The organism is Yersinia sp. IP36721 (assembly GCF_003634395.1).
GTDB classification, from domain to species: domain Bacteria; phylum Pseudomonadota; class Gammaproteobacteria; order Enterobacterales; family Enterobacteriaceae; genus Yersinia; species Yersinia entomophaga.
The window spans coordinates 1-22,438 of the sequence record NZ_QCZL01000038.1 but is presented as its reverse complement, the minus strand read 5'-3'; the positions used below and the strand labels follow the sequence as shown (position 1 = coordinate 22,438).

Genomic DNA, 22,438 nt, shown 5'->3' with positions numbered 1-22,438 from the left:
TGCCCTTGATTTCAAGGAGACCTCCTACGTAGATAAAATGAACAGAGCAAAGCCATGCTACGAACTTACTGAGCGGGGTTTCCTAATCGCAATGCCATTCATTGGTGGCGAGAAAGCAAGGGATGGACAGGTTCGCCTGGTTGATAGTTTTATTGCTTACCGGGAAAAGGCCAAGCGAGAAGCGGCTATTCAAGCAGAGCGGGATTTAGCTAGGGTTGAATACCGACCAATGACCAATGCGATCAAGATCAGCAAAGAAGCGGAAGGGAAAGAGGCTGAGCATTATCACTTCAGCAATGAAGCTAACCTGATAAACCGCATCGTGCTTGGTGTAACTTCTGCAAAGTTCAGGAAAGAGAATGAAATCGGAAAGGCCGAGGCGATTCGGGACTATCTGACCGCCGAGCAAATCCGGGCCATTACTGAGCTTCAGCGGGCAGATACGGTATTCATCAACATGGGCTGGGACTTCGAAAAGCGTAAAGATGAATTGACTACGATGTTTGAGCGAAACCACAAGGCTCCGCTCATTGAAGAACAGCACAGGTTGGCGGCCTGATAATGGTGGCAAGCAAATACGACAAGGATCGCTTCTCTGAAATGTCGGCAATGCTTGATATCGCCTGCCAGAACTTAGCCGCTGGCAGGATAGATGAAGGCAGGAAAATGACTGAACTTGCCAAGCGTAAACTGGACGAGTTTAGAGATGAAGTTTTCCCAATTAATGCGAAATAACTGGATTGAGAGCCACTTTCATAATGGCTCTTCATTAATAACTAAAAGCACTCATATATCAGATAGGCGATCCCGACCAAAGAGGCCATCCCTGTAAAGGTTAGCCCCAATGCCAGGGTGGAGTAGCTCACTGTTGCAGCCATGTACCAACTTTTAAATTTAGCCCACATAGTCATCATCCTTTTTGTTTTGCAAAAGAATGACAGTCAAATCAGAGGGATGGAAATTGGTTGTACAGATCAATAATCGCCTATTGATCGTTTAAAACGATCGTTGAACAACGAGACGGATCAACTCCGTCAAGCCGTAGCAAGGCTGCTATCTCGCTTTATTGCAGGCCACGGATTCAAATTTGAAGTAAGGAAATGATGGTGACCGATAAAACTGAGTTTGCTCGCGTCGTTCCAGAAATAATTCAAGATAAGGCCAGCGATTGGCTGCTTGGGAAGCTTGATGAAGAACTTGATGCGTTAAGAGATTTGGGGGCATCAGGGGTAGACATTACTCAAATTCTACCCGGATCCATCAGGGGGGCTAAGTTTAGAGCCGAACTTATTAGGGAAACCTTTATCACGCAGTATTCAGACGAGAAATAACCATGGCAAGCCTGACACAGAAGCAAGAGACATTCTGTCAGGCATACATCGAAACGGGTAATGCTTCTGAGGCATATCGGACGGCGTATGCTGCTGACAAGATGAAACCTGAGACCATTAACCGGAAAGCTAAAGAGTCATTAGACAACGGCAAGATTACGGCAAGGATTGCCGAATTGCAGGGTGAGATTAAGCAGCGCCATCACGTCACTGTTGACTCTTTGATTAGAGAATTGGAAGAGGCTCGGAAATCAGCTTTAGCGGCTGAGACGCCACAATCATCAGCAGCCGTAGCCGCAACAATGGGCAAGGCCAAGTTGACCGGCCTGGACAAAGTGATTGTCGAGCTGAGTGGCGGAATTAAGGTCGAGCACAAATCTATTAAGGACATCTTCGATGGCTAATCCACATTTCAAGCCATTCGCCGAAAGCGCTCCATACAAAATAGCTTACGGCGGCCGTGGAAGTGGGAAGTCATATTTCTTTGCGGAACTTGCCGTGGAGGTTGCACGACGCATTAACACGGTAATTTTGTGTACTCGCGAGTTTCAGGGTTCTATTAGCGACTCAGTCCACAAATTGCTATGTGAGACTATCGATCGTCTCGGTTATTCCACAGAATTCGAAATCCAGAAAAACACAATCATTCACCTAGCAACCGGTGCTAGCTTCGTATTCTCCGGCATTAAAAACAACGTCACAAAAATAAAATCCATACAGGGCGTTGGAATCTGCTGGGTAGAAGAGGCCGAGGCGGTAACAAAAGACTCATGGGATGTACTGATTCCATCCATACGAGGCGACAAACACTCAGAGATATGGGTGAGCTTTAACCCGAAGAACATTCTTGACGATACGTATCAGCGCTTCATCGTCAGGCCTCCTGCTGGGGCGATTGTTCTGAAAGCCAATTACAACGACAACCCTCACTTCCATGACTCACCGCTCCCTGCGCAAATGGCTGAATGCAAAGAACGTGATTACGACCTTTACCTGCACATTTGGGAAGGTGAGCCGGTTGCCGACAGTGACTTGGCAATTATCAAGCCATCGTGGATTGCTGCCGCTATAGATGCCCATAAACTGATTGGCTTCGCCCCTTCTGGTCGTAAGCGAGTCGGTTTTGACGTAGCAGATGAAGGCGAGGATAGCAACGCTACAACACTGGCCCACGGCTCTGTTGTCATGGACTGCCAGCAGTGGAACAAGGGTGATGTAATCACATCATCTGATCGCGTCAAAAACTACGCAGAAAGCGTCACAGCAAGCGAGATTGTTTACGACTCCATTGGCGTGGGTGCAGGCGTAAAAGCTCACCTGAGGCGCGTCTGTGCGATACCGTCCAGCGGATTTAACGCAGGTGCTGCCGTATTCAAACCAGATGCTAAATATGCTGAAGGCAAGACCAATAAAGACATGTTCTCCAATATCAAGGCTCAGGCATGGTGGGGAGTCCGTGATCGCTTCTTCAATACATGGCGAGTGGTTAAGCACCTCGAAGCCAACCCCAACGACAAAGAATTCATCAAACAATTTTCAGACGATCAGCTAATCAGCCTTAGCTCCGGCATTAAACAACTGGAATACCTCAAGGCTGAGCTGTCACGCCCATGGGTTGACTACGACAATAACGGTCGCGTGAAGGTTGAGAGCAAGAAAGACATGAAGAAGCGTGGCATACCGTCACCAAATATGGCGGACTCGCTAATCATGGCATTTGCTCCGGCGCACAAACCATTCAACATTCCTGACGAGATACTGCAATGACAAGAAAGAAGGCTGTGCAAGCAGCTCAAGCCGTGCAATCACCTCGGCGGGAGCTGGCGAAGATTACAAATGCGCATCTTGATGCGGCGTCTGCTGCGAATGACGAGAAGCCATTTGCTGAGTTTAAGCGTTACGAACCGCTACCAGGTGTGATTCCAGAAGATAAAGAAGAATCCGCTCTAGCGATGGACTCCACGCCTTACGATGTCATCAACGGCATGTTTATTGGTGGTGAATATTCTGGCTTTCGTGGCTACCCGATTTTGGCGGCAATGTCTCAGCAGGTTGAGTATGCGAACATGCATACCATCATGGCTGACGAGACGACGCGAAACTGGATTGAGGTGAAGAGCACCAAAGAGGGTGATCCTGATATCGACCTAATGGATAAGGCGCTGACCAAATACGACATTAAGCGCTTGATTCACGAAGCCGTAAGGCAGGACTCAGAGTATGGCGTGGCACACATCTTTATTGATGTTGGCGCCGATGACCTTGAGAACGAAAAACCCCTATTTCTAGACCCGCGCAAGATAACTAAAGGCTCACTTAAAGGCTTTCGTTGCGTAGACCCTAATTGGGTTTATCCGGCGATGTACAACTCAAACAAACCGCTTAGGCCAGATTTCTACAAACCCCAAGCATGGTTCGTGATGGGGGATACGGTGCATGAGTCTCGATTCATCGATATCGTTAGCCGCCCAGTGCCCGACATTCTAAAACCATCATATAACTTCGGCGGTCTTTCTCTGACGCAGTTAATGGAGGATTACGTTGTTGACTGGCGAGATGCGAAGAAGAACGTGATAAAGATTCTTCGAACTCTTCGAATGCGGGCGCTGAAGACGGATATGGATGCTAGGTTAGAAATCCCTGGTGAATTTGATAAGCGCATTAAAATGTTCACCAAGTATCAGGATAACTTTGGTATATGGGCTCTCGATACTGAAGAGGATCTGATTCATATGCAGACATCACTGAGTGAGCTGTCAAGCATCCTATCGAATTACCAAGGGCAACTCTGCATACCATCACGCACCACCAACCTGAAGATGTTTGGTAACGCCCCCGCAGGTTTGAATGCCAGTGGGGATGCTGAGATTGAGGCGTGGCACGAAACGATATCCGGCTCGCAAGAACTGGACTATCGCAGAGCCATTGAGAACATCTTCAAGATTATCCAGCTTTCAGAGTTTGGCGAACTGAAACCCGACATCTACTTCGAGTTTAAACCGCTTGATGAGGTCAGCGATGATGACCGTGCCAACACCAACAAGACTCGCGTTGAAACCGTGGTTGCTGCTGCTGATAGCATGCTGATTAGTTCTGAAGAGGCCCGTGACGCACTGAAGAGTATTGATGGAGCAGGCTTCGAAAACCTGAAGGGTGACTATGAACCGGAAACCGAAGAGGAGTAAAAGCCTTCGGGCGGTCAACTATAACGCCGGTAATATCAAGTGGTATCAGCGGGAGTTGCTGGCTGAAATCCGCGAGATGAATGATGACGTTAAGCGGCAGGTGCTGGAAATCATCCTGGCTAATCCGCTGGCAGAAGACTCTAAACTGGCGATGGATGCTAATCCTGTGCAACTGGTTAAGCGTGCACTCGATGCGCTGGCTCGTAAATGGGTAGACCGCTTCATCAACAAGGCATTGCCTGTTTCAGATGTTTTATTCAAGAAGACAGAGAATGCTGTAGATCGTGGACTCCTGGCTGCTGCGCGGAAAGAAGCGATCACCATCAACATGCAGTGGACTCCGGCAATGACTGAGAAGGTAGATGCCATCATTGCTGAAAACGTGTCGCTGATTCGCTCAATCCCTGAGAAATACTTCACAGAAGTAGAGGGTATGGTGTATCGGGCAGTGTCGAGAGGTGGTGACCGAAAGGGATTAGCTGACGAAATAGAAGCCAATTTTGGCAAGCGGCATGGCATCACGCGCAGACGCGCTGAGTTCATTGCCCGCGACCAAGTGAGAAAGGCTACCAGTGCGCTATCCAGCGCAAGGCAGCAAGCGGCAGGAATAACGAAAGGCATCTGGTTACACAGCGGCGGCGGTAGCGAACCTCGCAAGAAGCACGTTCATGCTAACGGGCGGGAGTTCGACCTCGATAAGGGGCTTCCCATCGGCGACAAAGGGCAGTATGTATTGCCGGGTGAAGAGCCGAATTGCGGGTGTACGTGGAAGCCAGTTCTACCATTTTAAATGGGTCACTTAGGTGGCCTTTTTTATCGCCTGAAAACAGGAAAGACCATGAAAGATGTGAAGTTTGCCTTCGATAAGGCGAGCGTTCGCCGCTATGACGTTGACGGGATGCTTCATGTTGAACTGACTCCGATCAGCAAGGCTAACGTCTGCGTCTACTACGGGAAAGAGATCCCAGATTGGGAAGCGCTAGGCCTTAATCCTGATAAGGCATATCGGCTGCTGCGTGACCCTGAAGAGCTAATAAAATCCGCGCCAACATTCAACAATAAACCAGTTCTAGATACTCACATCGCTGTGTCGGTACTTGACCCACCCAAAGAACACATTATTGGTTCGACTGGCACCGATGCAGTGTACGAAGCTCCGTATCTGAAGAATTCGATGGGCATTTACGACATCAATTCCATTATCGGCGTAGAGAACAAACAGCAGCGAGAAATCTCATCTTCATACCGTTATCGGCTCGACATGACGCCGGGCGAGTACGAGGGCGAACCATACGATGGCGTTATGCGTGACATCGTTTGTAACCATGTGGCAATCGTGCCAAGTGGCCGGGCTGGCCCGGATGTATTTGTATATGACTCACTACCTACAGGACTCAAACTGATGTCAAAAATCAAACAACTCATGAGCATCTTCAAGCCGCTGATGGCTAACGATGCTGACCCTGAAGCTGTAAAGAAAGCGGAAGAGGACGTGGAAAAGCTCATCAAAGACGACGAGAAAGACCCCAAAACAGCGAAGGACGAGATGACCGACGAAGAAAAAGAAAAGTTAGCCAAAGACGAAGCGGAACAGGCTGAGAAAGACAAATTAGCCAAAGATGAGGCTGATAGAGCCGATAAAGAGAAGATGGCAAATGACAGTAAATTAGCTATGGATTCAGCGATTAAAGCCGTTGAAGCCCGCGCAGCCGCGCTTCGTCAGGCAGAACGTGATGTTCGCCCCGTGGTTGGCGACTTAGCATGCGATAGTGCCGATGAAGTTTACCGGACCGCGCTGAAGCAGATGGGATGTGCAGATCATGCAACATTGCCTTCAGCAGCACTCCAATCTGTCTTCAAAGCCTACTCTCGCCCAGCAATGGCAAACGACGCAGCGCCAATTAGCCACGACTCTCGCGCTAACGTGAAAAACTTCTTCGAGGGGAAATAATATGTCATTTCAAAAGAGCGTAAATATTTATTCCGGCGTTGGACAGGCCGGACAGCCTGCGTCAACTACTCCAATCATCGCGGCGGCGGGCGGTCCGGGAGCATTTCAGGCGGGAACTGATGGATTAGTCATGGCTCGTTTCGCATGGCGTAACTCTACTAACCCTCTGCGACTGGATAACTCCGGCACCGGCAAACCTGTTGGCTTCATCTATAACAACGCCAATGCCACCATCGGCTACCTGCAAAGTAATAGCATGACCATCTCGGCAGGTCGTGAAGCATCACCTATTGTGGGAGGGGATTTCTGGGCGATCGCTGCGACGGTTGCCACCGTGGGACAGAAAGTTTTTGCTGTTCTTGCTGACGGTACACTGAAAACAGATGACGCTGGAGCGACGGTTTCCGGTGCGGTTGAAACTGACTGGTATGTGGCAAGCCCTGCCGCCGTCGGTGACTTACTTATTATCTCTACATGGAGCAAAGCATAATGCCTCAACTGACTCAGGCTGATTTCGCTGCCTTTAAAGCGGAAGCTGAATCGCGCGGCATTTACTTGCCATCCTCAGTGACCAAGTTTGCCATGGATGCTGATGTTCAGCCATCGCTGCCAGCTAACGGCGGCATTCCTGCCATTGTTTCTACGTTCATCGATCCGGAGATCGTCCGCACTATCTTTGCTAAGCAAAAGGCCGCAGACATTCTAGGTGAGAAGAAGAAAGGTTCTTGGGCGCAAGATACATTGATGATTCAGCGCATCGAGCAATCGGGTGATGTCGTGGCCTATGATGATTACAGTGAGCAGGGCGGCAACCAGGTTACTTCCCAATGGGAAAACCGTCAGGTGTATCGCTATCAAACGATGGTGACCTATGGTGAGTTGGAGCAGGAGCGTTATGGTCTGGCTATGCTGCCGTACGTAGCTGAGAAACAGCGTGCTGCGGCTTGGACACTGAATCAAGCGCAAAATAAGTTCTACTTTTATGGTGTTTCTGGCCTACTGAACTACGGCATCTTGAATGACCCAGACTTGCCAGCACCAATCACCCCAGCAACCGTCGATGGCAAGGTTCTGTGGAAAGATAAACAAGTCATCGATATCTATAACGATATCTTGGCGCTTTATGCTGACCTGATCGCTCGCACCAAGGGTGTAGTGGGTGATGGCGTTGACATGGCGTCACCACTGGTTCTGGCTATGAGTCCTAACGCTTCCGTGTGGTTCAAGCGTGCTAACGAGATCTTTGGTAACACAGTAGAGAAGATGGTTAAAGACACCTTCCCTAATCTGCGCATTGAGATTGCTCCGCAGTACGATACAGATGCAGGCGATCTGGTACAAATGTTCGTTGAAACTGCCCAAGGTCAGGATGCTGGATATTGTGCTTATAGCGAGAAACTCCGCGCCCACCCAGTGATTACTATGACATCAAGCTGGAAGCAGAAACACTCGGGCACAACGTATGGCGCGGTAATTACCCAGCCTACGCTATTCGCTCAAATGTTGGGGGTGTAACTGATGGCTTCTAAATCAAACATGTACGTAATTGGTTGCAAACTGCCTAGCGGCATTTCGTTCCGTCATGGGGATAAGGTCATTACCCTGGCTGGCGCTAACTCATCAGCGCTGGTCAATGGTTTTGGTATTACCAATGATGTTCCTGCGGAAGCATGGGATGAGTTCGCTAAGGTTCACCAGGATTCTAAATTCATCCGTAACGGCATTATTTTCGCGGTGTCGGATGAGAAGTCAGCTAAAGACGCAAGTCGGGAGAACGCCAAAGTTAAAACTGGCTTTGAACAGGCCTCCAAAGAAACCGCGGGTGTGACGGAAGATAAAGAGGAGTAATCCATGGCAATCGTGGTGCTAGATATCACGAAATTCCGCGCCATGTTCCCTGAGTTCTCCAATGTAACCGACGAACAACTCCCTTACCTGTTTGAACAGGCCACCGATTACCTTAACAACTCTGAATTCTCACTTGTAGATGATGCCGTTAAGCGAGAGCGCTTGCTCTACCTGCTTATGGCTCATTTGGCATACATGAGATTCGGGGATGACAAGGGTAACGGTGGCTCCGGCATGGTAGGGCGGTTGTCGTCGGCTTCGGAGGGTTCTGTCTCGGTCTCTTCGGAGGCTGGCGTGGTTGAATTCCGTTACATGTGGTACACGCAAAGCCCGTATGGAATGGATTACTGGCAGGCAACGAAGGTATACCGCATGGCTAACTACTATCCGGGGAGTTGATTATGGCCGGGAAGATATCTGATTTCCTGAACAACATTGAAAAGCAGCTTTCATCCAAACAGGTGAAGGCTGGATTTATTGATGGGGCAACCTATCCAGACGGAACGAGCGTGGCAATGGTTGCGGCAATCGATGAGTATGGAAACCCAATCAATAACCAACCGCCTCGTCCATTTTTCCGTAACGCGATAAGTGAAAAGTCTGGTGATTGGGCCGAAACGGTATCCAGGGGGATTCGCGCGGGAATTGATACCACGCAAGTTCTTGAGGTCGTGGGCGCTCAAATAAAAGGAGACATACAGGAATCGATAGCTACCCTCATGGAGCCAAAACTTTCTGATGTAACTCTTCACATTCGTAAAACGAGAAAGGTGCTCCCTAACCAATCTGATAAGCCTTTGGTTGACACTAAAGAAATGATCGGAGATGTCAATTACGAGGTGGGAGAAATTGAACCTTCATCGGATAGTTAAACCTGCCATTAACCGCGTAAACCCATTCATTTCTGCACTTGTTCGTCGGTCTGATGGTTTCACTATGGGTGAGGGCCGGAAGCAGGTTCCCAAGTACCTACCTGAAGCACCAGTCACCATTCAGTTGCAGCCTCTATCACCCGGCGACTTGAAGCATGTGGACGGGCTAAATATATCCGGACTGCTCAAATCGATTCATGTTGATGGGAATTTTTACGGTGTGAACCGTGAGAAAGTACTCGGCGGCGACTTGTTTATCATTGGCAGTGAAGAATGGCTGGTTATTGAGCCATTGGAGCTGTGGCCTGATTGGTGCAGGTTACTTGTTCAGTTGCAGGTGACGCCATGAATGACATGACCATTGATAATGTGATTGATGTGCTGGCTGACTTCGCAGAGCCATTTATTGGGAAGTGTGAACAGGCTCAGGCTAACCGAGTACCAATGGATAAGGGGCAGTTTTGCATTCTGACGCCATTGAGATTTAAACGTCACTCAACCAACCGAGAAATCAAGAAAGATACCGGTTCGCCAACAACGAGCGCTATTGGCTTTACTGAGGTTAGGCAGGCCGACATTCAGGTTGATATCTACGGTAGCAATGCCGGGGATCGGGCTATCGCTTTGGAGACGCTATTCCGCACTGGCTATGCCTATGACGCAATCAAGGCCATAGACAGTCGGGTCGCCCCCCTATACAGCACCGAAGCAATTCAGGCACCGATGATCAATGCTGAAAATCAGTGGCAAGAGCGCTACATGCTGACCGTTTCACTTCAGGTTCACATCACAATCGACGTCAAGCAGGACTATTTCGACGCGGTTAACTTTTCTATCGAACAAGCTGATAAGGCGACTCAATGAGCAAAATTCCATTATCGCGTGACTTTAAGATCACGCCTTCCACTGTAAACGCAGCCGGAACCGCGCTGGATGTTTACGGTCTTCTTTTATCCGATAACGAGTTACTGCCTGTTGGTAAAGTTTCCGAGTTTACCAGCGCGGCAGATGTTGGCGCAGCCTTTGGCACAACCAGCAAAGAATACCTGGCTGCATCGCTATATATGTCCGGGTATGACAACGCCACTGTTCGACCGGGTGCTGTTTTGTTTGGGCGGTTGGTGCAAGAACCTGTAGCTGGCTGGCTGCTCTCTGGTAGCTTTAAAGGCGTTAAAATCGCTGCACTACAGGGAGTTACTGGGACGATTACTTTAATGCTCGATGGAGCATCGAAAACCAGTACTTCTCTTAATCTATCAGCCGTAACAAGCTTCACTGACGCAGCAGCAGCAATTGCCACTGCGTTTGGTAGTGGCGTCGAAGTTGACTGGTTGCCAGTGCAAAGCCGGTTCATTATCCGGTCAGCTACCACTGGCGCTAACAGCGAAGTCTCACAGGCCGTTCCTGGTGCTGCCGCAACCGCACTGAAATTGACCGCAGATACAGCCGCAACAACTTCACCCGGTGCGGCAGCAACAAGCATCACCGACACAATGGTGGCGATTGTAAATCAGAATCAGGACTGGGTGATGACCGCCAGCGTGGTTGATCTCACTGATGAACAAAAAGAAGAGTTGTGCGCGTGGGTAAGTGCGTCAAATAACCGCTACGCCTACTCGATGTATGACACATCAGAAGATGCAACGGTTGCCAATAATGAATCGTGCTTCGTTCAAAGCGTAGTCATTGCGAATGGATATGAGAACGTATTCCCTGTGTATGGTTCGTATCTCTACGCGGTGCTGGCGCTGGCTTATTCTGCATCGCTTAATTTTAACCGAACCAATGGCCGAGTCTCTTACAAGTTTCGGGCATTCGCAGGTATCGCGCCAAACGTAACTGACAACGCCACGGCAGCGGCGCTTGAGTCGAACGGTTACAATTTTTACGGCGCATATGGGCAGAACAAGACCATGGCTAATTACGTCTCAAATGGCGCAATTACCGGCAAGTTCCTCTGGCTGGATAGCTTCATTAGCCAGGTATGGATTAATGCAAACCTAGTAGCGGCATTTGCTAACCTGTTCACCAACAACTCATCGTATGCGTTTAATGCCGGCGGTTACGCTTCCATATCTGCTGCTGTGATTGATGTGGCTACCAATGCGATTAACTTTGGTGCTATTCGTGCTGGCGTTACGTTGGATCAGGCGCAAATCAACATCGTCAATGACGCGGTCGGAACCGATATTTCCAATGTGCTGTATACGCAGGGCTGGTTCTTCTTCATACCTCAGCAAACAGGTGCATCACGAACCGAGCGCAGCCTTGACGGTGCAATCTTCTATTACGTCGACGGGCAGTTGATTCAAAGCATCGACATGACCTCAACAAATATCCTGTAAGGACTGAAAATGCCTATCGATATTACAAGTGCCAACTCGAAGTTGCGTATCATCGTGCCATCGTTTTACCCTGGTGGGTTCGATGTTGATGATTACGCGGCCGAAGACATGTTTGATACCGGCGCATTGCAGAACGCTGAGGATATGATGTCAGCAGATGGTAAATACCACGCTGGCTTTATCTTCAACCCAACGGAGCTGACCATTACCCTAATGGCAACGTCTAACGCTGCCCAACTGATAGGAGATTGGTATGCAGCCGAGCGCACCGCTGTAGCAAAGTTTGCCTGCAACGCAGTGCTGACCATTCCAGCGCTTAACATCAAGTACAACTTTGTGAATGGAGTGCTCTATACGTGGACACCTACGCCTCCAGGTAAGCGGGTATTGCAACCACGCCCAGCCATTTTCCACTTTGAATCCTGCACACCGAGCGCCGCATAATGTCCAGAAAACAAATTACATATATCGTTGAAGATGAGGGTCGGGATAAGGGGAAGGAATTCCTTATCACTGAAATGTCAGCGTGGGATGCCGACGAGTTAGCTCAGGATATTTTCCGGTCGATGGGAGAATCTAACTTTTCTGGCATTCCTGCTGATGTTATTGCTATGGGATGCGCTGGACTGGCTACGGTTGGAATTAATGTCCTGTGTGCCGCGTCACCTGAAGTTTCACGTAATCTCCGAGATCGTCTGATGTCCACCGTGCAAATTGTTATTACGCACGATGGAAATAAACAAACTCGCGAGGTTAAGTCCATTGATTTTGAAGAGGTCTCAACTATTCGAACTCTGATGGACAAGGTGTTCGGAGTGAACTTCGATTTTTTAACCATCGCAGCCGCGTAAAGTATCCATTCATTCAGCCAGATCAGGGGCCATCTAAATTGGTATCCTCGGTCAACATATCCGCACAGATGAGTTCTATTATCTGCTCAGGCAGGGCCACCTACCTTGATTTGCAGGAGAAGTTGTCTGTGCGCGATGCGTTTAATCTGCTGGAGCTTATCGCGGTGGAGTGTCATAACAAAAGAGCTTGGCAGCAATACGCGGAGAAACTACGGTGATTCTCGAAGAGCTAGCATACAAAGTCACAGTAAGAACCGAGGAGTTTCTCTCGGGTAAAAAAAAGGTCGAAAGGGGGGCTAAAGACCTTAAGGAAGCCATCGAGGGGTTAACGGCCGCAATTGAGAAATCAACCACCTCCTCAATGTCCAAAACGACGAAAGAAACGGATAAAGCATCAGCAGCCGTGAAAGGGCTAAGCATGGCTTTTAGTGGACTGCTTGGGCTTTCAACGCGATTTCTAGCTGTTGGTGGGGTAATGACTGCGGTTGCCATCGGCATCCATCGCGCTTTTGAAAGTACCGCTGAATCCATCGTCCGGGCCAGTAACATGGGGAGAATGCTAGGAACGAGTGCCAGTAATGTTCTTGGCACTCAATATGGCTTTTCTCGCATAGGTCAGAATGGTGGCGCTTTTCTCGGTTCTCAGATGAGCGCAAAAATGGCACTCGCCAATCTGGAAGACCCAACCATCTTTGGTGGACTGACTCCAGAAGCACAGAACCTGCTTACCACTGGCGCAAGAACTGGCGTTGATATCCATAAGTTGGGCGGTAAATCTGAAGACGCTCTGGCAGAGTTTCAGAAATATGGAAAAGGTCATAGCGAGAAGCAGTTAATGCAGACTCTGGCTGCATTTGGTTACGACCCCAACCTTGCGGGAGACATCAAGAACGGCAAAGCCGTGCAGATGGTGTCTGAGGAGGAAAAACGCTGGAAAATGACCAAAGAGCAGGAAGAGGCCCAGCGCAATATCCTCGCTACCACTAAAGCACTTGATTCCCAATTTGCACAAGTAAAGCAAGATCTGATGGCAACATTTGGTCCAGAGGTTCTTAAAGCTGAACAGGAGTTCCTTGAGTGGTTGAAAGATAACAAGGGCGATATTATTGGGTTTTTCAAAGGGCTTGGTAATGGTATTGATGGGTTTATAAAAGCAGTAGGTGGCGCAGGTAATGCGCTTGGTATTCTTGCTGCGATGGCCCTACTTAGTGGGAAAAGTGTAGGTGGGGTTGCTGCGGTGGCGTTGCTTGGTCAGATGGTTCAAGATCAATATAAAGATGTTCCCGATGAGCAAAGGCCGATTATCTTCAAGCAGCATGGGTTTGAGCGGATGGTTGAGTGGCTTCTTGGTGTTAAAATTGATTATGATGACCCTAACAAAGACACTCCAACCAATAAATCAGGTAAAAATAGACCAGACAGAAACTTTAACCCTCTAAATCTAAAAACAAAAGGCAATGCAGGCAAGGATTCAGGTGGATTCGCTAAATATACTGATGAAGATTCAGGCTGGAAGGCGGCGAGAGATCAGCTATCCACTTATTACACCAGGGATAAACTGGATACTATTAGTGGGATTATTACTAAATGGGCGCCTCCTTCAGAAAATGACACTGCGGCCTACATAGCTCAGGTATCGAAAGCTATGGGGGTCGGTGCTAACGATAAGCTAGATCTTTCTGATCCTTCTGTTATAGCTAGTTTGAGTGCCTACATGGCGAAACACGAAGGGTATTCAAATTGGAAGAATGGGCTAGATTATGGAAACGCAGCCAAAAGTCAGTACGCTGGTTACTATCAGACTCAGCAACAACTTGCTAATGGGGCGGGAAGAGCAAACACACCAAGCCAAAACGTTGTCAACAACTACACTAGTCAAAATATTGGCGAGGTAAAAGTAACTGCGACTACAGAACAGGCTTCAAAACTGGCAGAAGGATTTAAGGAGATGAATAGTCGTTCCTCAACAAATCAGGCATTTTCTAGCGCGGTTAAATAATTACCACGATTGGAAAGGGCCACTGAGAATGCTATCTTGCAATATGAAATTATATGTAATTTTTCTGTAAAAGGACTATAAAACAGTGAAACGTACAGTGGCGTTATTGGTTTCAATATCTTATTTATTATTGTCATCCATAGCTATTGCCGAAGAAATAGATGTTGTAGAACAAATATCTGCCCCTGGAGGTAAGATTACATATTACATAGTTGCCAACAGGTCCGTAGATGGGGAATCCCCTCCGCCAACTGCAATAATGTCCAGAAGTAACAATGAAAACAAAATAATACTCCGAGAGCGTCCTGATAACGACCCAGAGAAAACCCTTTCTTCCTTCAGTAACCTTTACTTGTCTCCAGATGCAAAAAATCTGTACTTCAACTCATCTGCATGGGCCACATCTGAGGCCATACACTCACTAGATATTGCTACTGGCAATGTTAAGTTTATAGCAGCAGGTAGTCTAGCTTGCGTCGTTCTGGCTGGGGAGTATCAAGGTGACTTAATAGTTATGAAACACAGATATTTTGTTCAAGGCGGTAGCCATGACGACCTTTACTTAGTGGATATTAACGGCAAAGAAAAAGGGCTTGTGGCGCAAGGTACAGACAAAAGACATGTCTGCCCAACACTCGGAAACTGATGCAACACGCAATATGGCCCACTCGGGTGGGCTTTTATCTTAGCCAAATTTGTTTTTAAAATGGCGATCGCTGTTTCTACGGTTCATTTTGCTATTGCAGTATGGGCATAGGTGCTGTTTCTTACCTTCAATTTCCCACGTGAAGTATTTTTTCTTAAAGTCAGCACCGCAAATGTCGCAGCTTCTTGGTTTGAATAGGCTTGCGACAAAAACCAGCACGACGATACCGATAATCCATTCCATCTATCTCTCCAGGCTAGGTGGTTTTTTTTGTTTTAGGGACAAAATCGAATTTATCTGACAGTGATTTTAATGTCGCCTCAGCCACCCCTCTAGACAGAGATGTGGCGGCGGCATCTATTGCTTGCTGAACAGACTTATTAACCATATCAGTAAGTTGTTTTCTCGACATGGTTACTTTGTCGTTGTCGTCAATCCTCTCGGCAAACATATCTATATCGAACTGGCTTTGAACCTTAACTGCTGGATTAACCAAAGTATCCTCAAGAATCTGCACGATTTCTGAATTCATTGATCTGCCATTTTTCTTAGCCCGATCTGCTATGGCATCACGCATTCCGTCAGGCATCCTGACCGTAAATCTCTCTATAAAATTTGGATTGTCTTTTTCAGTCATTTTCAGGGGCCGCAATTATTTATGTAAAACAAGATAGCATCATATTGACATTACTCACAATGACATCATAATGGTGTCAGGCATCAAAATGATGCTATCTGAAAGAGGAGAAAGTAAATGCAAGATGTTCTTTATACCGGGCGTAAGAACGATAGCTTTCAGCTTCGCTTGCCTGAGCTAATGAAGGAAGAAATTCGCCGTATGGCTGAGATGGATGGGATTTCTATCAATTCTGCGATTGTGCAGCGTTTGGCGCGGTGCTTGAGAGAAGAGCGTTCTAATGCAGCTTAGAAACAACGAAACCCCGCAGTGCTCGAACACTAACGGGGCTTCTAATTTGTCAAATACTTTCGGAGTTATCGACATGTCAAGTATAGCAACTCAGATCACGACTATCAACGTTACGTTTCACGGTCAATCTTTGACTACAATTTTCCATGATGGACAGCCTTTTGTGGCTATGCGCCCAATAGTAGAAAATATCGGTATTGATTGGTCTGGGCAGATGGCAAAACTTAAAAATCAAAGAGATAAGTTCGGGTGTAGAGATATCTCCACCCCTTCAAAAGGTGGCGTACAGCAGATGCTTTGCCTCCCACTTCGCAAGCTAAATGGCTGGCTGTTCAGCATCAATCCTGAAAAAGTTCGTGCCGACATTCGCGATAAGCTGATCCAGTATCAAGAGGAATGCTTCAGTGTTCTTCACGAATACTGGACAAAAGGCGAGGTAGTTAATCCCCGCAAAAAGAACCGTCAGTCTTCCGCTACGCAACTAACACCGCTTCGCCAAACAGCAGAGCGCTTGATCGCAACGGGGATTGGGAAGATTTATCCCGATATTTGGAAGCTAGTTCACAACAAATTCGATATTGAACATATTCACCAACTTCAACCAGTACAGATCGGCGAGGCGGTTGAATATCTAACCGCATTAGAAGGCGAGTACTTGGCAAAGGCTGGCAAGCAAATGTCTCTGCCTATTTCTTACCCTATGTCTTACTACGAAAAATATCGCTGGATTGTTGGTGATGATGCTCTATCTGCACCTTGGCGCTATCCGGCTGGAATGCTTACTCCAAACGGTGACTATCCAAACCCATTGGGGCGTATGCTAGGAGATATGAAACAGATGGGATACGAAGTAGAAGCAGCCTTATTTCAACTTCTATCTCTTCAGCACCACCTTGAAACTTTGCGGCAGAAGATAGATAGAATTCAAATGACAATTCGCTAATCGGCCAATATTTCGGCTAATCAACCAGACCTCGCTAATGCGGGGTTTTTTATTGGCGGTAACCATGAGCATTATCGATATTAACACCAGTGACATATTTAACGCTATTGGTGGCGGATCGCCATTATCAATTATAGACAGCGTGCTTCATCCCTCATACGTGATCCGCAAACATGGCGAGGCCACGGTGGCACTTACGTTCAGTGGCATGGCATCAATTCAGCCGATAGGGAGAGCCCAAATAACTAATGCTCCCGTTGAAAGTGGTAAATACCAGTCCATCAATAAGGTTAAAGACCCTTCTAGGGTTAGGTGCTCAATCATTATCTCCGGAATGACTGGTTTCACCGGTACGATCCCCAACATTTTCGACCTTACTTTTACTAGTCAGTCTGACACCTTGAAAACCATCAAGGACATGTTAGCAACGACGGGGATATATGACATTGAGACGCCAAAAGAGACGTTAGAGAGTTATGATCTTGTCGGTCATTCCTATGAGGTTACTCATCAGCAAGGTGTGACGCTGCTTGTGGTTTATCTGGATTTTCAAGAAGTGATGCAGCAGATGGAGGTTTCTCTGTCTGGTTCGCAATCAAATACAAAACTAACAAATGATCAAAAAAGTCTAAGTAATTCTGGCGTTGGGGCTTCCACCTTGAATCCTGCCGGAGCCAAACAATCAACGGTAAATGAGCTAAGTAAGGCGTGGAGCGGCCTAAAATCTTCCGTATCGGAAATTGTTTCAAATGTAGACCAAACGATTACCACAGGATTTCAAAGTGCTCTGGATACTGTGAATAAACCAGTGCTTGAAGTTGTTAGTAGCGCAACACAGAAAGCGGCTGAGTTAACCAAGGAAATTGCAGAGGCGACGAAACCATGATGACAGTATCTATCGAACCTATGAAATCTCAGGAATTCAGTGTGCAACTTGGCGGACAGCAATGCAATATTCGCCTGATACAACGCACCAGTGCCATTTATATGGATTTGACGGTGGACGGCAACCCTATCATGCAGGGCGTACCCTGTTATTTCGGTAACCGTATGGTGCGGTATTCATATCTTGGGTTTAAAGGTGACCTGCTGTTCTTGGATTCGGTAGGACAGAATGATCCGCAATGGGAGGGGTTGGGGAGCCGGTTCCAACTATTCTACTTGGAGGAAGCTGATATTGTATAAACAACACTCTCTCCGCTTCGACTTTACCAATCTTACTAGCTCATTCGATTCATCCGGAAACAACAAGATATCCATAAATAATGTAAAAGCTGTCGTTTCATTGAATGCGGTAGTGGGAAGGACAGGGACGTCAGCGGATATATCAATATACGGACTTGGGCTGGATATGCTTGCAGCGTTATCTGGGCGCGCTGACGGGAATATGTTAGACACGCAGAGAATAAACGTGGAGATATTCGCTGATGATTCGGTCGTGTTTTCTGGAGGAATGACCTCATCAGTTGCAAATATGAATGCAGCACCAGATAGTAATTTGATGATATCTGCTACCGCAAACGCTGATCTGCAAAACATGCCAGCAAGCCCATTCTCTGTAAATGGCGCTCAAAAATTAACTGACGTTATTAATTCAATTTGCAGCACTGCGGGATATCGCGCCTCTTTCCATAAAATGAATGGCATGACGACATCGGGAAGCCCTTATTTCGAAGGTAGCGTATTCGATCAGTTACATCAGATATGCGTCGATTATGGAGTTGCCATGTCGGCAACTCCACCTCAAAAGGTTGACTTTTGGCCTGCAAAAAATACGCGTGATGAAATAATTCCATTTATATCAAAGGATTATGGTCTTATTGGTTACCCAATATTTTCATCAGGCGGGATTATGTTTCAAACTCAATACTCGTCTCTATTGGTTATTGGCCGTTTTATCGAAATGGAGACGGAACTCCCTAATGCCAGCGGTAAATACCAACTTTCAACCGTAAGGCATGAACTATCGTCTTGGGTTTCGGGGGGGGCGTGGCATTCAGTCTGTACTGCATATAGAACCAATAAAGCAAGGGCGGAGGCTCAAAATAAAAATGAATGAAAATTTATTTACCCCAACTAATGCGCAAGCAAGTAATGCAGAGTCTTTTAGTTACGCCTTTGAAAGACTAATGACCGGACTGTTTTTTATTGAGATTGTTAAGGTTAAAGAGGTGAGGGGGGTAGCCCCGAATTTAGTTGTTGATGTACTCCCATTAGTCTCAAGAACTGACCGAACCGGATCAATGATACCCAATAGCACAATCTACAATATCCCAGTATTTCGCCTACAGCGTGGCAGCTCAGCTATTATCATGAACCCCGTTATAGGGGATATTGGGATGATCGCTGTATGCGATAGAGACAATTCAGTTGCCCGAGCCAATTTATCCCAGTCTGTTCCGGGAAGTAATCGAACCCACAGCAAATCCGATGCGCTTTACCTAGGCGGGTTCCTTAACGGCCATCCAACGCAGTTTATTGAGTTCGCTGATAGTGAGTTAAATATCACATCCCCTAATCCGGTAAACATAACCTGCTCAAAGGCGAATATAACTGCTCCTGATGGGGTTGAAATGACAACGCCACTGATGCATGTCACTGGAAACATAACGGCAGGCGGTAACATAACTGACAATGCAGGAACTCAATCTGCTTCCCTCAAAGAGTTACGTGATAAATACAACGCCCACGATCATGATGTTGTTAACGTTCAGGGCGGCTCATCCACTATCACATCCAACACTACGGACAATCAGGTATGACATACAGAACCTTAATGCTTGATCCTGATACATGGGACTTAACGTTAGATGGTAATGGGAACATTGCCATTGCTGATAGTGGTTATGCCGTCGCTCAAGATGTCGCATCAGCCTGCCTGGTGTTCTCTGGTGAGTGTTATTACGACAATACTTTGGGTATTCCGTGGAAAGAAGAGGTCTTGGGTTCGCGCCCCTCCGCTGGCTATATCGCCAAAAAGATGGAAAGTGAAGCCAAGAAATTACCCATTGTGAGCCAAGCGATCGCTAACGTGTTTTTCGACAAAAACACACGTAAAACGCGCGGGGCCATACTGGTGACTGATAGAGATGGAAACCAATCACAGGTAATTCTATGACAACGTTAAAAACAGCGGTTCCCGGTGTAACTATCACAGAGACAGGCTTGCTGGTTCCTGATATTGCTGATGTCCTGTCAGGCAGATTAACGGACCTTGATGCCGCTATGGGGGGCGGAACTAGCCAACCGCTATCTTCACCACAGGGCCAAATATCTCAGTCAGATACAGAAATTATCGCCACAAATTATGATGCATTACTGTGCCTGTTCAATCAGATTAACCCAGATTACGCGACTGGCAGATTTCAGGATGGCATTGGCAGCATTTACTTCATGGAGCGGATCGCTGCGCAGGGAACAATTGTTACTGCGACATGCACCGGTGGCGTGGGGCGGCATATCCCAGCGGGTAGCACGGCGATGGATGAGTCTGGATATATCTATCAGTCAATTAATGGGGCATCCATAGGTTCCAGCGGTCATGTTGACATCCAATTCCAGAATCAGACCACTGGGCCGATCCCCTGCGGGGTGGGGGAACTAAACCAGATTTATTCCACCGGTCTTTCCGGTTGGGACGCAGTAAGAAATGATGCCGCCGGTGTCGTCGGTGTTGATGTTGAATCGAGAGTGGCTTTCGAGACGCGAAGGAAGCAATCGGTATCACGAAACGGCAGAAACACTGACGCCGCAATGCTGGCGGCGCTGCTATCAACTGACGGTGTTTTGGATGCGTATGTGTGGTCAAACCGGACTGACGCAACAGTTAATTCTGGGGCTACAAATTTCCCGGTATTGCGTCACTCAGTATATGCCTGTGTTTATGGTGGCGTGGACGCTGATGTCGCGGAGGCTATATTCACTACTAAAAATCCGGGAGCTAATCTTAACGGTAATGCAACGTTCACTGTCGAAGATAAAGAAAACTATAACGCCCCCTACCCGCAGTACATTATACAGTGGCAAAAAGCTACGCCGTTAAGAATTTATTTTAAGGTTGAAATAGAGACTAATGAAAATCTTCCATCAGACATAAGCAGCCAAATTAAGTCTATGGTGGAAACCGTGTTTAATGGTGGGTATGACGGTATAACAAAAGCAAGAATTGGCGGGAGAATTAACTCAGGAACGTATTACGCACCGATAATATCTATCTCCCCTGATTACGTGAATATATCCTCAATATCTATTTCAGAAAATGGTGTTGATTTTTCCCAGTCACTAACAGCAGGTATTGATCAGATACCTACAATTCAACAGGCAGACATTGAGGTAACACTAATGTGAGCTGGAAAGACACGGTACTAACTCAATATTCAGCAAGTGAAAAGCTCCTTTCCATAATCGATACATTTAATCAGGCTGTGAATTTAGATGAATTCACCGATGAGTTTATTAAAGAGGTGTGGAACGTAAACACATGCGGATCTTTTGGTCTTGATGTGTGGGGGAAGATAGTGAATGTATCCAGATATATTAAGGCGTCAATAGATACCAATAGTTTTGGGTTCTCTGAGGCCAATGACGGCGGGTCATACCCTTCGCCATTCAATGAAGAGCCATTCTATGCCGGAGTACAGGAAACTGAGACAGTAAGGCTGTCGGATGATGCATACAGGACACTCATTCTATGTAAGGCATTTTCGAACATAAGCATTGCGACTATTAAAGAGATAAATAAATTCCTTTCCATACTTTTTAAAGGTAGAGGGAGGGCGTTTTGCGTTGATTACGGAGATATGAGGATGGGGGTTATTTGTGAATTTTATTTAGCCCCATATGAAGTGTCAATTCTTGAGAATTATGAGGTATTACCGATACCAAGCGCGGTTCTTATTACTACACATCAAATAGTTCCGCCATACTTCGGATTTTCATCTGACGCATATCCATTTAACGACGGAACATTTTTCAGAGAAATATAAATGAACAGAAATGACGAACCCAAAAAACAACCAGTCCCATTTGGAATTAATGGCCAGAGAGAGGCCATCATTCCTGACACTCCATCCGGTGATAATTCAGCGTCATACGAGAAGGGGTTCCCGCCAATAACCATGGTTTTAAAGGCTGCTGGCGGATTGCCGCCTAAAGGCCAAGATATGAACCAAATTCTTTATGAGCTTTCGAATTTATTAAGATGGTTCAGTGCCGGAGCTTTAAATACATTTGACGCTGATTTTAATGAAGGAATTGGTGGATATCCAAAGGGTGCGGTAATACTGGGTAATGATGCTGAGACCATATTTATAAACAGGCTTAATGGAAATAAATCCAACCCAAATACCACGCCTACAAACTGGTTTAACTTATCAACCGGATATTTAAAGACGGCTAGCAATCTATCTGAAATAACAGCGGCGGGCCCCGCATCTGTGGCTGCTGCTGTAGCTAACCTTGGTTTAACAGAGGCCGCTGCCGCCGCTGCTGATGCACTGAAAAAAAGCGCCAACCTTTCTGACTTAACCAATAAATCGTC

At 47.0% G+C, this 22,438-nt stretch carries 31 protein-coding genes and 1 pseudogene; 30 read left to right on the top strand and 2 right to left on the bottom strand.

What is annotated here, in order from left to right:
* The 20 genes from DBA33_RS19125 to DBA33_RS19030 form a co-directional block, all read left to right on the top strand.
* Positions 1 to 559 (top strand): hypothetical protein (locus tag DBA33_RS19125; RefSeq protein ID WP_120807005.1); only part of this gene is annotated, 559 nt, incomplete at its 5' end.
* 2 nt (positions 560 to 561) lie between these two features.
* On the top strand, positions 562 to 735 hold the full coding sequence (locus tag DBA33_RS20735) for a hypothetical protein (RefSeq protein WP_162975245.1): 174 nt from the start codon (positions 562 to 564) through the stop codon (positions 733 to 735).
* Positions 736 to 1,100: 365 nt separating this feature from the next.
* Positions 1,101 to 1,331: a hypothetical protein gene (locus DBA33_RS19120; protein WP_128821925.1), complete on the top strand. Its 231-nt coding sequence runs from the start codon at positions 1,101 to 1,103 to the stop codon at positions 1,329 to 1,331.
* A 2-nt stretch (positions 1,332 to 1,333) separates the two neighbouring features.
* Complete coding sequence (locus tag DBA33_RS19115; protein ID WP_120807004.1) at positions 1,334 to 1,735, top strand: terminase small subunit; 402 nt, start codon at positions 1,334 to 1,336, stop codon at positions 1,733 to 1,735.
* Positions 1,728 to 3,098 carry a PBSX family phage terminase large subunit gene (locus tag DBA33_RS19110; RefSeq protein WP_064514085.1) on the top strand — a complete coding sequence of 457 codons (1,371 nt, stop codon included), beginning with the start codon at positions 1,728 to 1,730 and terminating at the stop codon, positions 3,096 to 3,098. The genes DBA33_RS19115 and DBA33_RS19110 overlap by 8 nt, the downstream gene beginning before the upstream one ends.
* The gene (locus tag DBA33_RS19105; RefSeq protein ID WP_120807003.1) at positions 3,095 to 4,516 is read left to right on the top strand and encodes a DUF1073 domain-containing protein; all 1,422 of its coding nucleotides are present in this window, start codon (positions 3,095 to 3,097) and stop codon (positions 4,514 to 4,516) included. The genes DBA33_RS19110 and DBA33_RS19105 overlap by 4 nt, the downstream gene beginning before the upstream one ends.
* Complete coding sequence (locus tag DBA33_RS19100; protein ID WP_240442727.1) at positions 4,491 to 5,306, top strand: phage minor head protein; 816 nt, start codon at positions 4,491 to 4,493, stop codon at positions 5,304 to 5,306. The genes DBA33_RS19105 and DBA33_RS19100 overlap by 26 nt, the downstream gene beginning before the upstream one ends.
* Before the next feature lie 48 nt (positions 5,307 to 5,354).
* The gene (locus tag DBA33_RS19095; RefSeq protein ID WP_120807002.1) at positions 5,355 to 6,467 is read left to right on the top strand and encodes a DUF2213 domain-containing protein; all 1,113 of its coding nucleotides are present in this window, start codon (positions 5,355 to 5,357) and stop codon (positions 6,465 to 6,467) included.
* A gap of 1 nt (position 6,468) precedes the next feature.
* The gene (locus DBA33_RS19090; RefSeq protein ID WP_064514079.1) at positions 6,469 to 6,957 is read left to right on the top strand and encodes a hypothetical protein; all 489 of its coding nucleotides are present in this window, start codon (positions 6,469 to 6,471) and stop codon (positions 6,955 to 6,957) included.
* The gene (locus DBA33_RS19085) at positions 6,957 to 7,982 is read left to right on the top strand and encodes a hypothetical protein (protein WP_120807001.1); all 1,026 of its coding nucleotides are present in this window, start codon (positions 6,957 to 6,959) and stop codon (positions 7,980 to 7,982) included. The genes DBA33_RS19090 and DBA33_RS19085 overlap by 1 nt, the downstream gene beginning before the upstream one ends.
* A gap of 3 nt (positions 7,983 to 7,985) precedes the next feature.
* A complete protein-coding gene (locus tag DBA33_RS21030) occupies positions 7,986 to 8,315 on the top strand; it encodes a hypothetical protein (protein ID WP_235601012.1) in 330 nt (109 codons plus the stop codon).
* 15 nt (positions 8,316 to 8,330) lie between these two features.
* A complete protein-coding gene (locus DBA33_RS19075) occupies positions 8,331 to 8,714 on the top strand; it encodes a DUF4054 domain-containing protein (protein WP_235601011.1) in 384 nt (127 codons plus the stop codon).
* 2 nt (positions 8,715 to 8,716) lie between these two features.
* Positions 8,717 to 9,187 carry a hypothetical protein gene (locus DBA33_RS19070; RefSeq protein WP_120807000.1) on the top strand — a complete coding sequence of 157 codons (471 nt, stop codon included), beginning with the start codon at positions 8,717 to 8,719 and terminating at the stop codon, positions 9,185 to 9,187.
* Between the two features lie 220 nt (positions 9,188 to 9,407).
* Positions 9,408 to 9,536 (top strand): hypothetical protein, encoded by a 129-nt coding sequence (locus tag DBA33_RS21185; RefSeq protein ID WP_263276567.1) that lies wholly within the window; start codon positions 9,408 to 9,410, stop codon positions 9,534 to 9,536.
* Complete coding sequence (locus tag DBA33_RS21025) at positions 9,533 to 10,051, top strand: hypothetical protein (RefSeq protein WP_120806999.1); 519 nt, start codon at positions 9,533 to 9,535, stop codon at positions 10,049 to 10,051. The genes DBA33_RS21185 and DBA33_RS21025 overlap by 4 nt, the downstream gene beginning before the upstream one ends.
* Positions 10,048 to 11,532, top strand: a complete 1,485-nt coding sequence (locus DBA33_RS19055) for a DUF3383 domain-containing protein (protein ID WP_120806998.1) — start codon at positions 10,048 to 10,050, stop codon at positions 11,530 to 11,532. Before DBA33_RS21025 ends, DBA33_RS19055 begins: the two co-directional genes overlap by 4 nt.
* Before the next feature lie 9 nt (positions 11,533 to 11,541).
* Positions 11,542 to 11,976 carry a hypothetical protein gene (locus DBA33_RS19050; protein ID WP_064514067.1) on the top strand — a complete coding sequence of 145 codons (435 nt, stop codon included), beginning with the start codon at positions 11,542 to 11,544 and terminating at the stop codon, positions 11,974 to 11,976.
* Entirely contained in the window at positions 11,976 to 12,383 is a 408-nt protein-coding gene (locus tag DBA33_RS19045; protein ID WP_064514065.1) for a hypothetical protein, read from the top strand. The genes DBA33_RS19050 and DBA33_RS19045 overlap by 1 nt, the downstream gene beginning before the upstream one ends.
* A gap of 214 nt (positions 12,384 to 12,597) precedes the next feature.
* The gene (locus DBA33_RS19035) at positions 12,598 to 14,382 is read left to right on the top strand and encodes a hypothetical protein (RefSeq protein WP_120806997.1); all 1,785 of its coding nucleotides are present in this window, start codon (positions 12,598 to 12,600) and stop codon (positions 14,380 to 14,382) included.
* Positions 14,383 to 14,467: 85 nt separating this feature from the next.
* Positions 14,468 to 15,028 carry a hypothetical protein gene (locus DBA33_RS19030; protein WP_120806996.1) on the top strand — a complete coding sequence of 187 codons (561 nt, stop codon included), beginning with the start codon at positions 14,468 to 14,470 and terminating at the stop codon, positions 15,026 to 15,028.
* 39 nt (positions 15,029 to 15,067) lie between these two features.
* Here DBA33_RS19030 and DBA33_RS19025 read toward each other — a convergent pair whose 3' ends face one another.
* The gene (locus tag DBA33_RS19025) at positions 15,068 to 15,271 is read right to left on the bottom strand and encodes a hypothetical protein (protein WP_120806995.1); all 204 of its coding nucleotides are present in this window, start codon (positions 15,269 to 15,271) and stop codon (positions 15,068 to 15,070) included.
* Positions 15,272 to 15,284: 13 nt separating this feature from the next.
* Positions 15,285 to 15,665 (bottom strand): Arc family DNA-binding protein, encoded by a 381-nt coding sequence (locus tag DBA33_RS19020; protein WP_120806994.1) that lies wholly within the window; start codon positions 15,663 to 15,665, stop codon positions 15,285 to 15,287.
* A gap of 117 nt (positions 15,666 to 15,782) precedes the next feature.
* Between DBA33_RS19020 and DBA33_RS19015 the strand changes: the two genes are divergently transcribed.
* From DBA33_RS19015 to DBA33_RS18970, 10 genes and pseudogenes are all read left to right on the top strand, one after another.
* Positions 15,783 to 15,956, top strand: coding sequence for an Arc family DNA-binding protein (locus tag DBA33_RS19015; RefSeq protein ID WP_050156771.1), 174 nt, complete (start codon positions 15,783 to 15,785; stop codon positions 15,954 to 15,956).
* A gap of 73 nt (positions 15,957 to 16,029) precedes the next feature.
* Complete coding sequence (locus DBA33_RS19010) at positions 16,030 to 16,899, top strand: phage antirepressor N-terminal domain-containing protein (RefSeq protein ID WP_240442726.1); 870 nt, start codon at positions 16,030 to 16,032, stop codon at positions 16,897 to 16,899.
* Between the two features lie 64 nt (positions 16,900 to 16,963).
* Positions 16,964 to 17,785: a hypothetical protein gene (locus DBA33_RS19005; protein ID WP_120806992.1), complete on the top strand. Its 822-nt coding sequence runs from the start codon at positions 16,964 to 16,966 to the stop codon at positions 17,783 to 17,785.
* Complete coding sequence (locus DBA33_RS19000; protein WP_050941619.1) at positions 17,782 to 18,084, top strand: hypothetical protein; 303 nt, start codon at positions 17,782 to 17,784, stop codon at positions 18,082 to 18,084. Before DBA33_RS19005 ends, DBA33_RS19000 begins: the two co-directional genes overlap by 4 nt.
* Positions 18,077 to 18,958, top strand: a complete 882-nt coding sequence (locus tag DBA33_RS18995; RefSeq protein WP_240442725.1) for a hypothetical protein — start codon at positions 18,077 to 18,079, stop codon at positions 18,956 to 18,958. The genes DBA33_RS19000 and DBA33_RS18995 overlap by 8 nt, the downstream gene beginning before the upstream one ends.
* The gene (locus DBA33_RS18990) at positions 18,951 to 19,661 is read left to right on the top strand and encodes a phage baseplate protein (RefSeq protein ID WP_120806990.1); all 711 of its coding nucleotides are present in this window, start codon (positions 18,951 to 18,953) and stop codon (positions 19,659 to 19,661) included. The genes DBA33_RS18995 and DBA33_RS18990 overlap by 8 nt, the downstream gene beginning before the upstream one ends.
* On the top strand, positions 19,658 to 20,017 hold the full coding sequence (locus DBA33_RS18985) for a hypothetical protein (RefSeq protein ID WP_064514049.1): 360 nt from the start codon (positions 19,658 to 19,660) through the stop codon (positions 20,015 to 20,017). The genes DBA33_RS18990 and DBA33_RS18985 overlap by 4 nt, the downstream gene beginning before the upstream one ends.
* Positions 20,014 to 21,246, top strand: coding sequence for a baseplate J/gp47 family protein (locus tag DBA33_RS18980; RefSeq protein ID WP_120806989.1), 1,233 nt, complete (start codon positions 20,014 to 20,016; stop codon positions 21,244 to 21,246). The genes DBA33_RS18985 and DBA33_RS18980 overlap by 4 nt, the downstream gene beginning before the upstream one ends.
* Positions 21,243 to 21,884, top strand: a complete 642-nt coding sequence (locus tag DBA33_RS18975; protein WP_064514045.1) for a DUF2612 domain-containing protein — start codon at positions 21,243 to 21,245, stop codon at positions 21,882 to 21,884. The genes DBA33_RS18980 and DBA33_RS18975 overlap by 4 nt, the downstream gene beginning before the upstream one ends.
* Positions 21,885 to 22,438: pseudogene (locus DBA33_RS18970) on the top strand (phage tail protein); the annotation flags it as partial. It lies immediately after the preceding gene.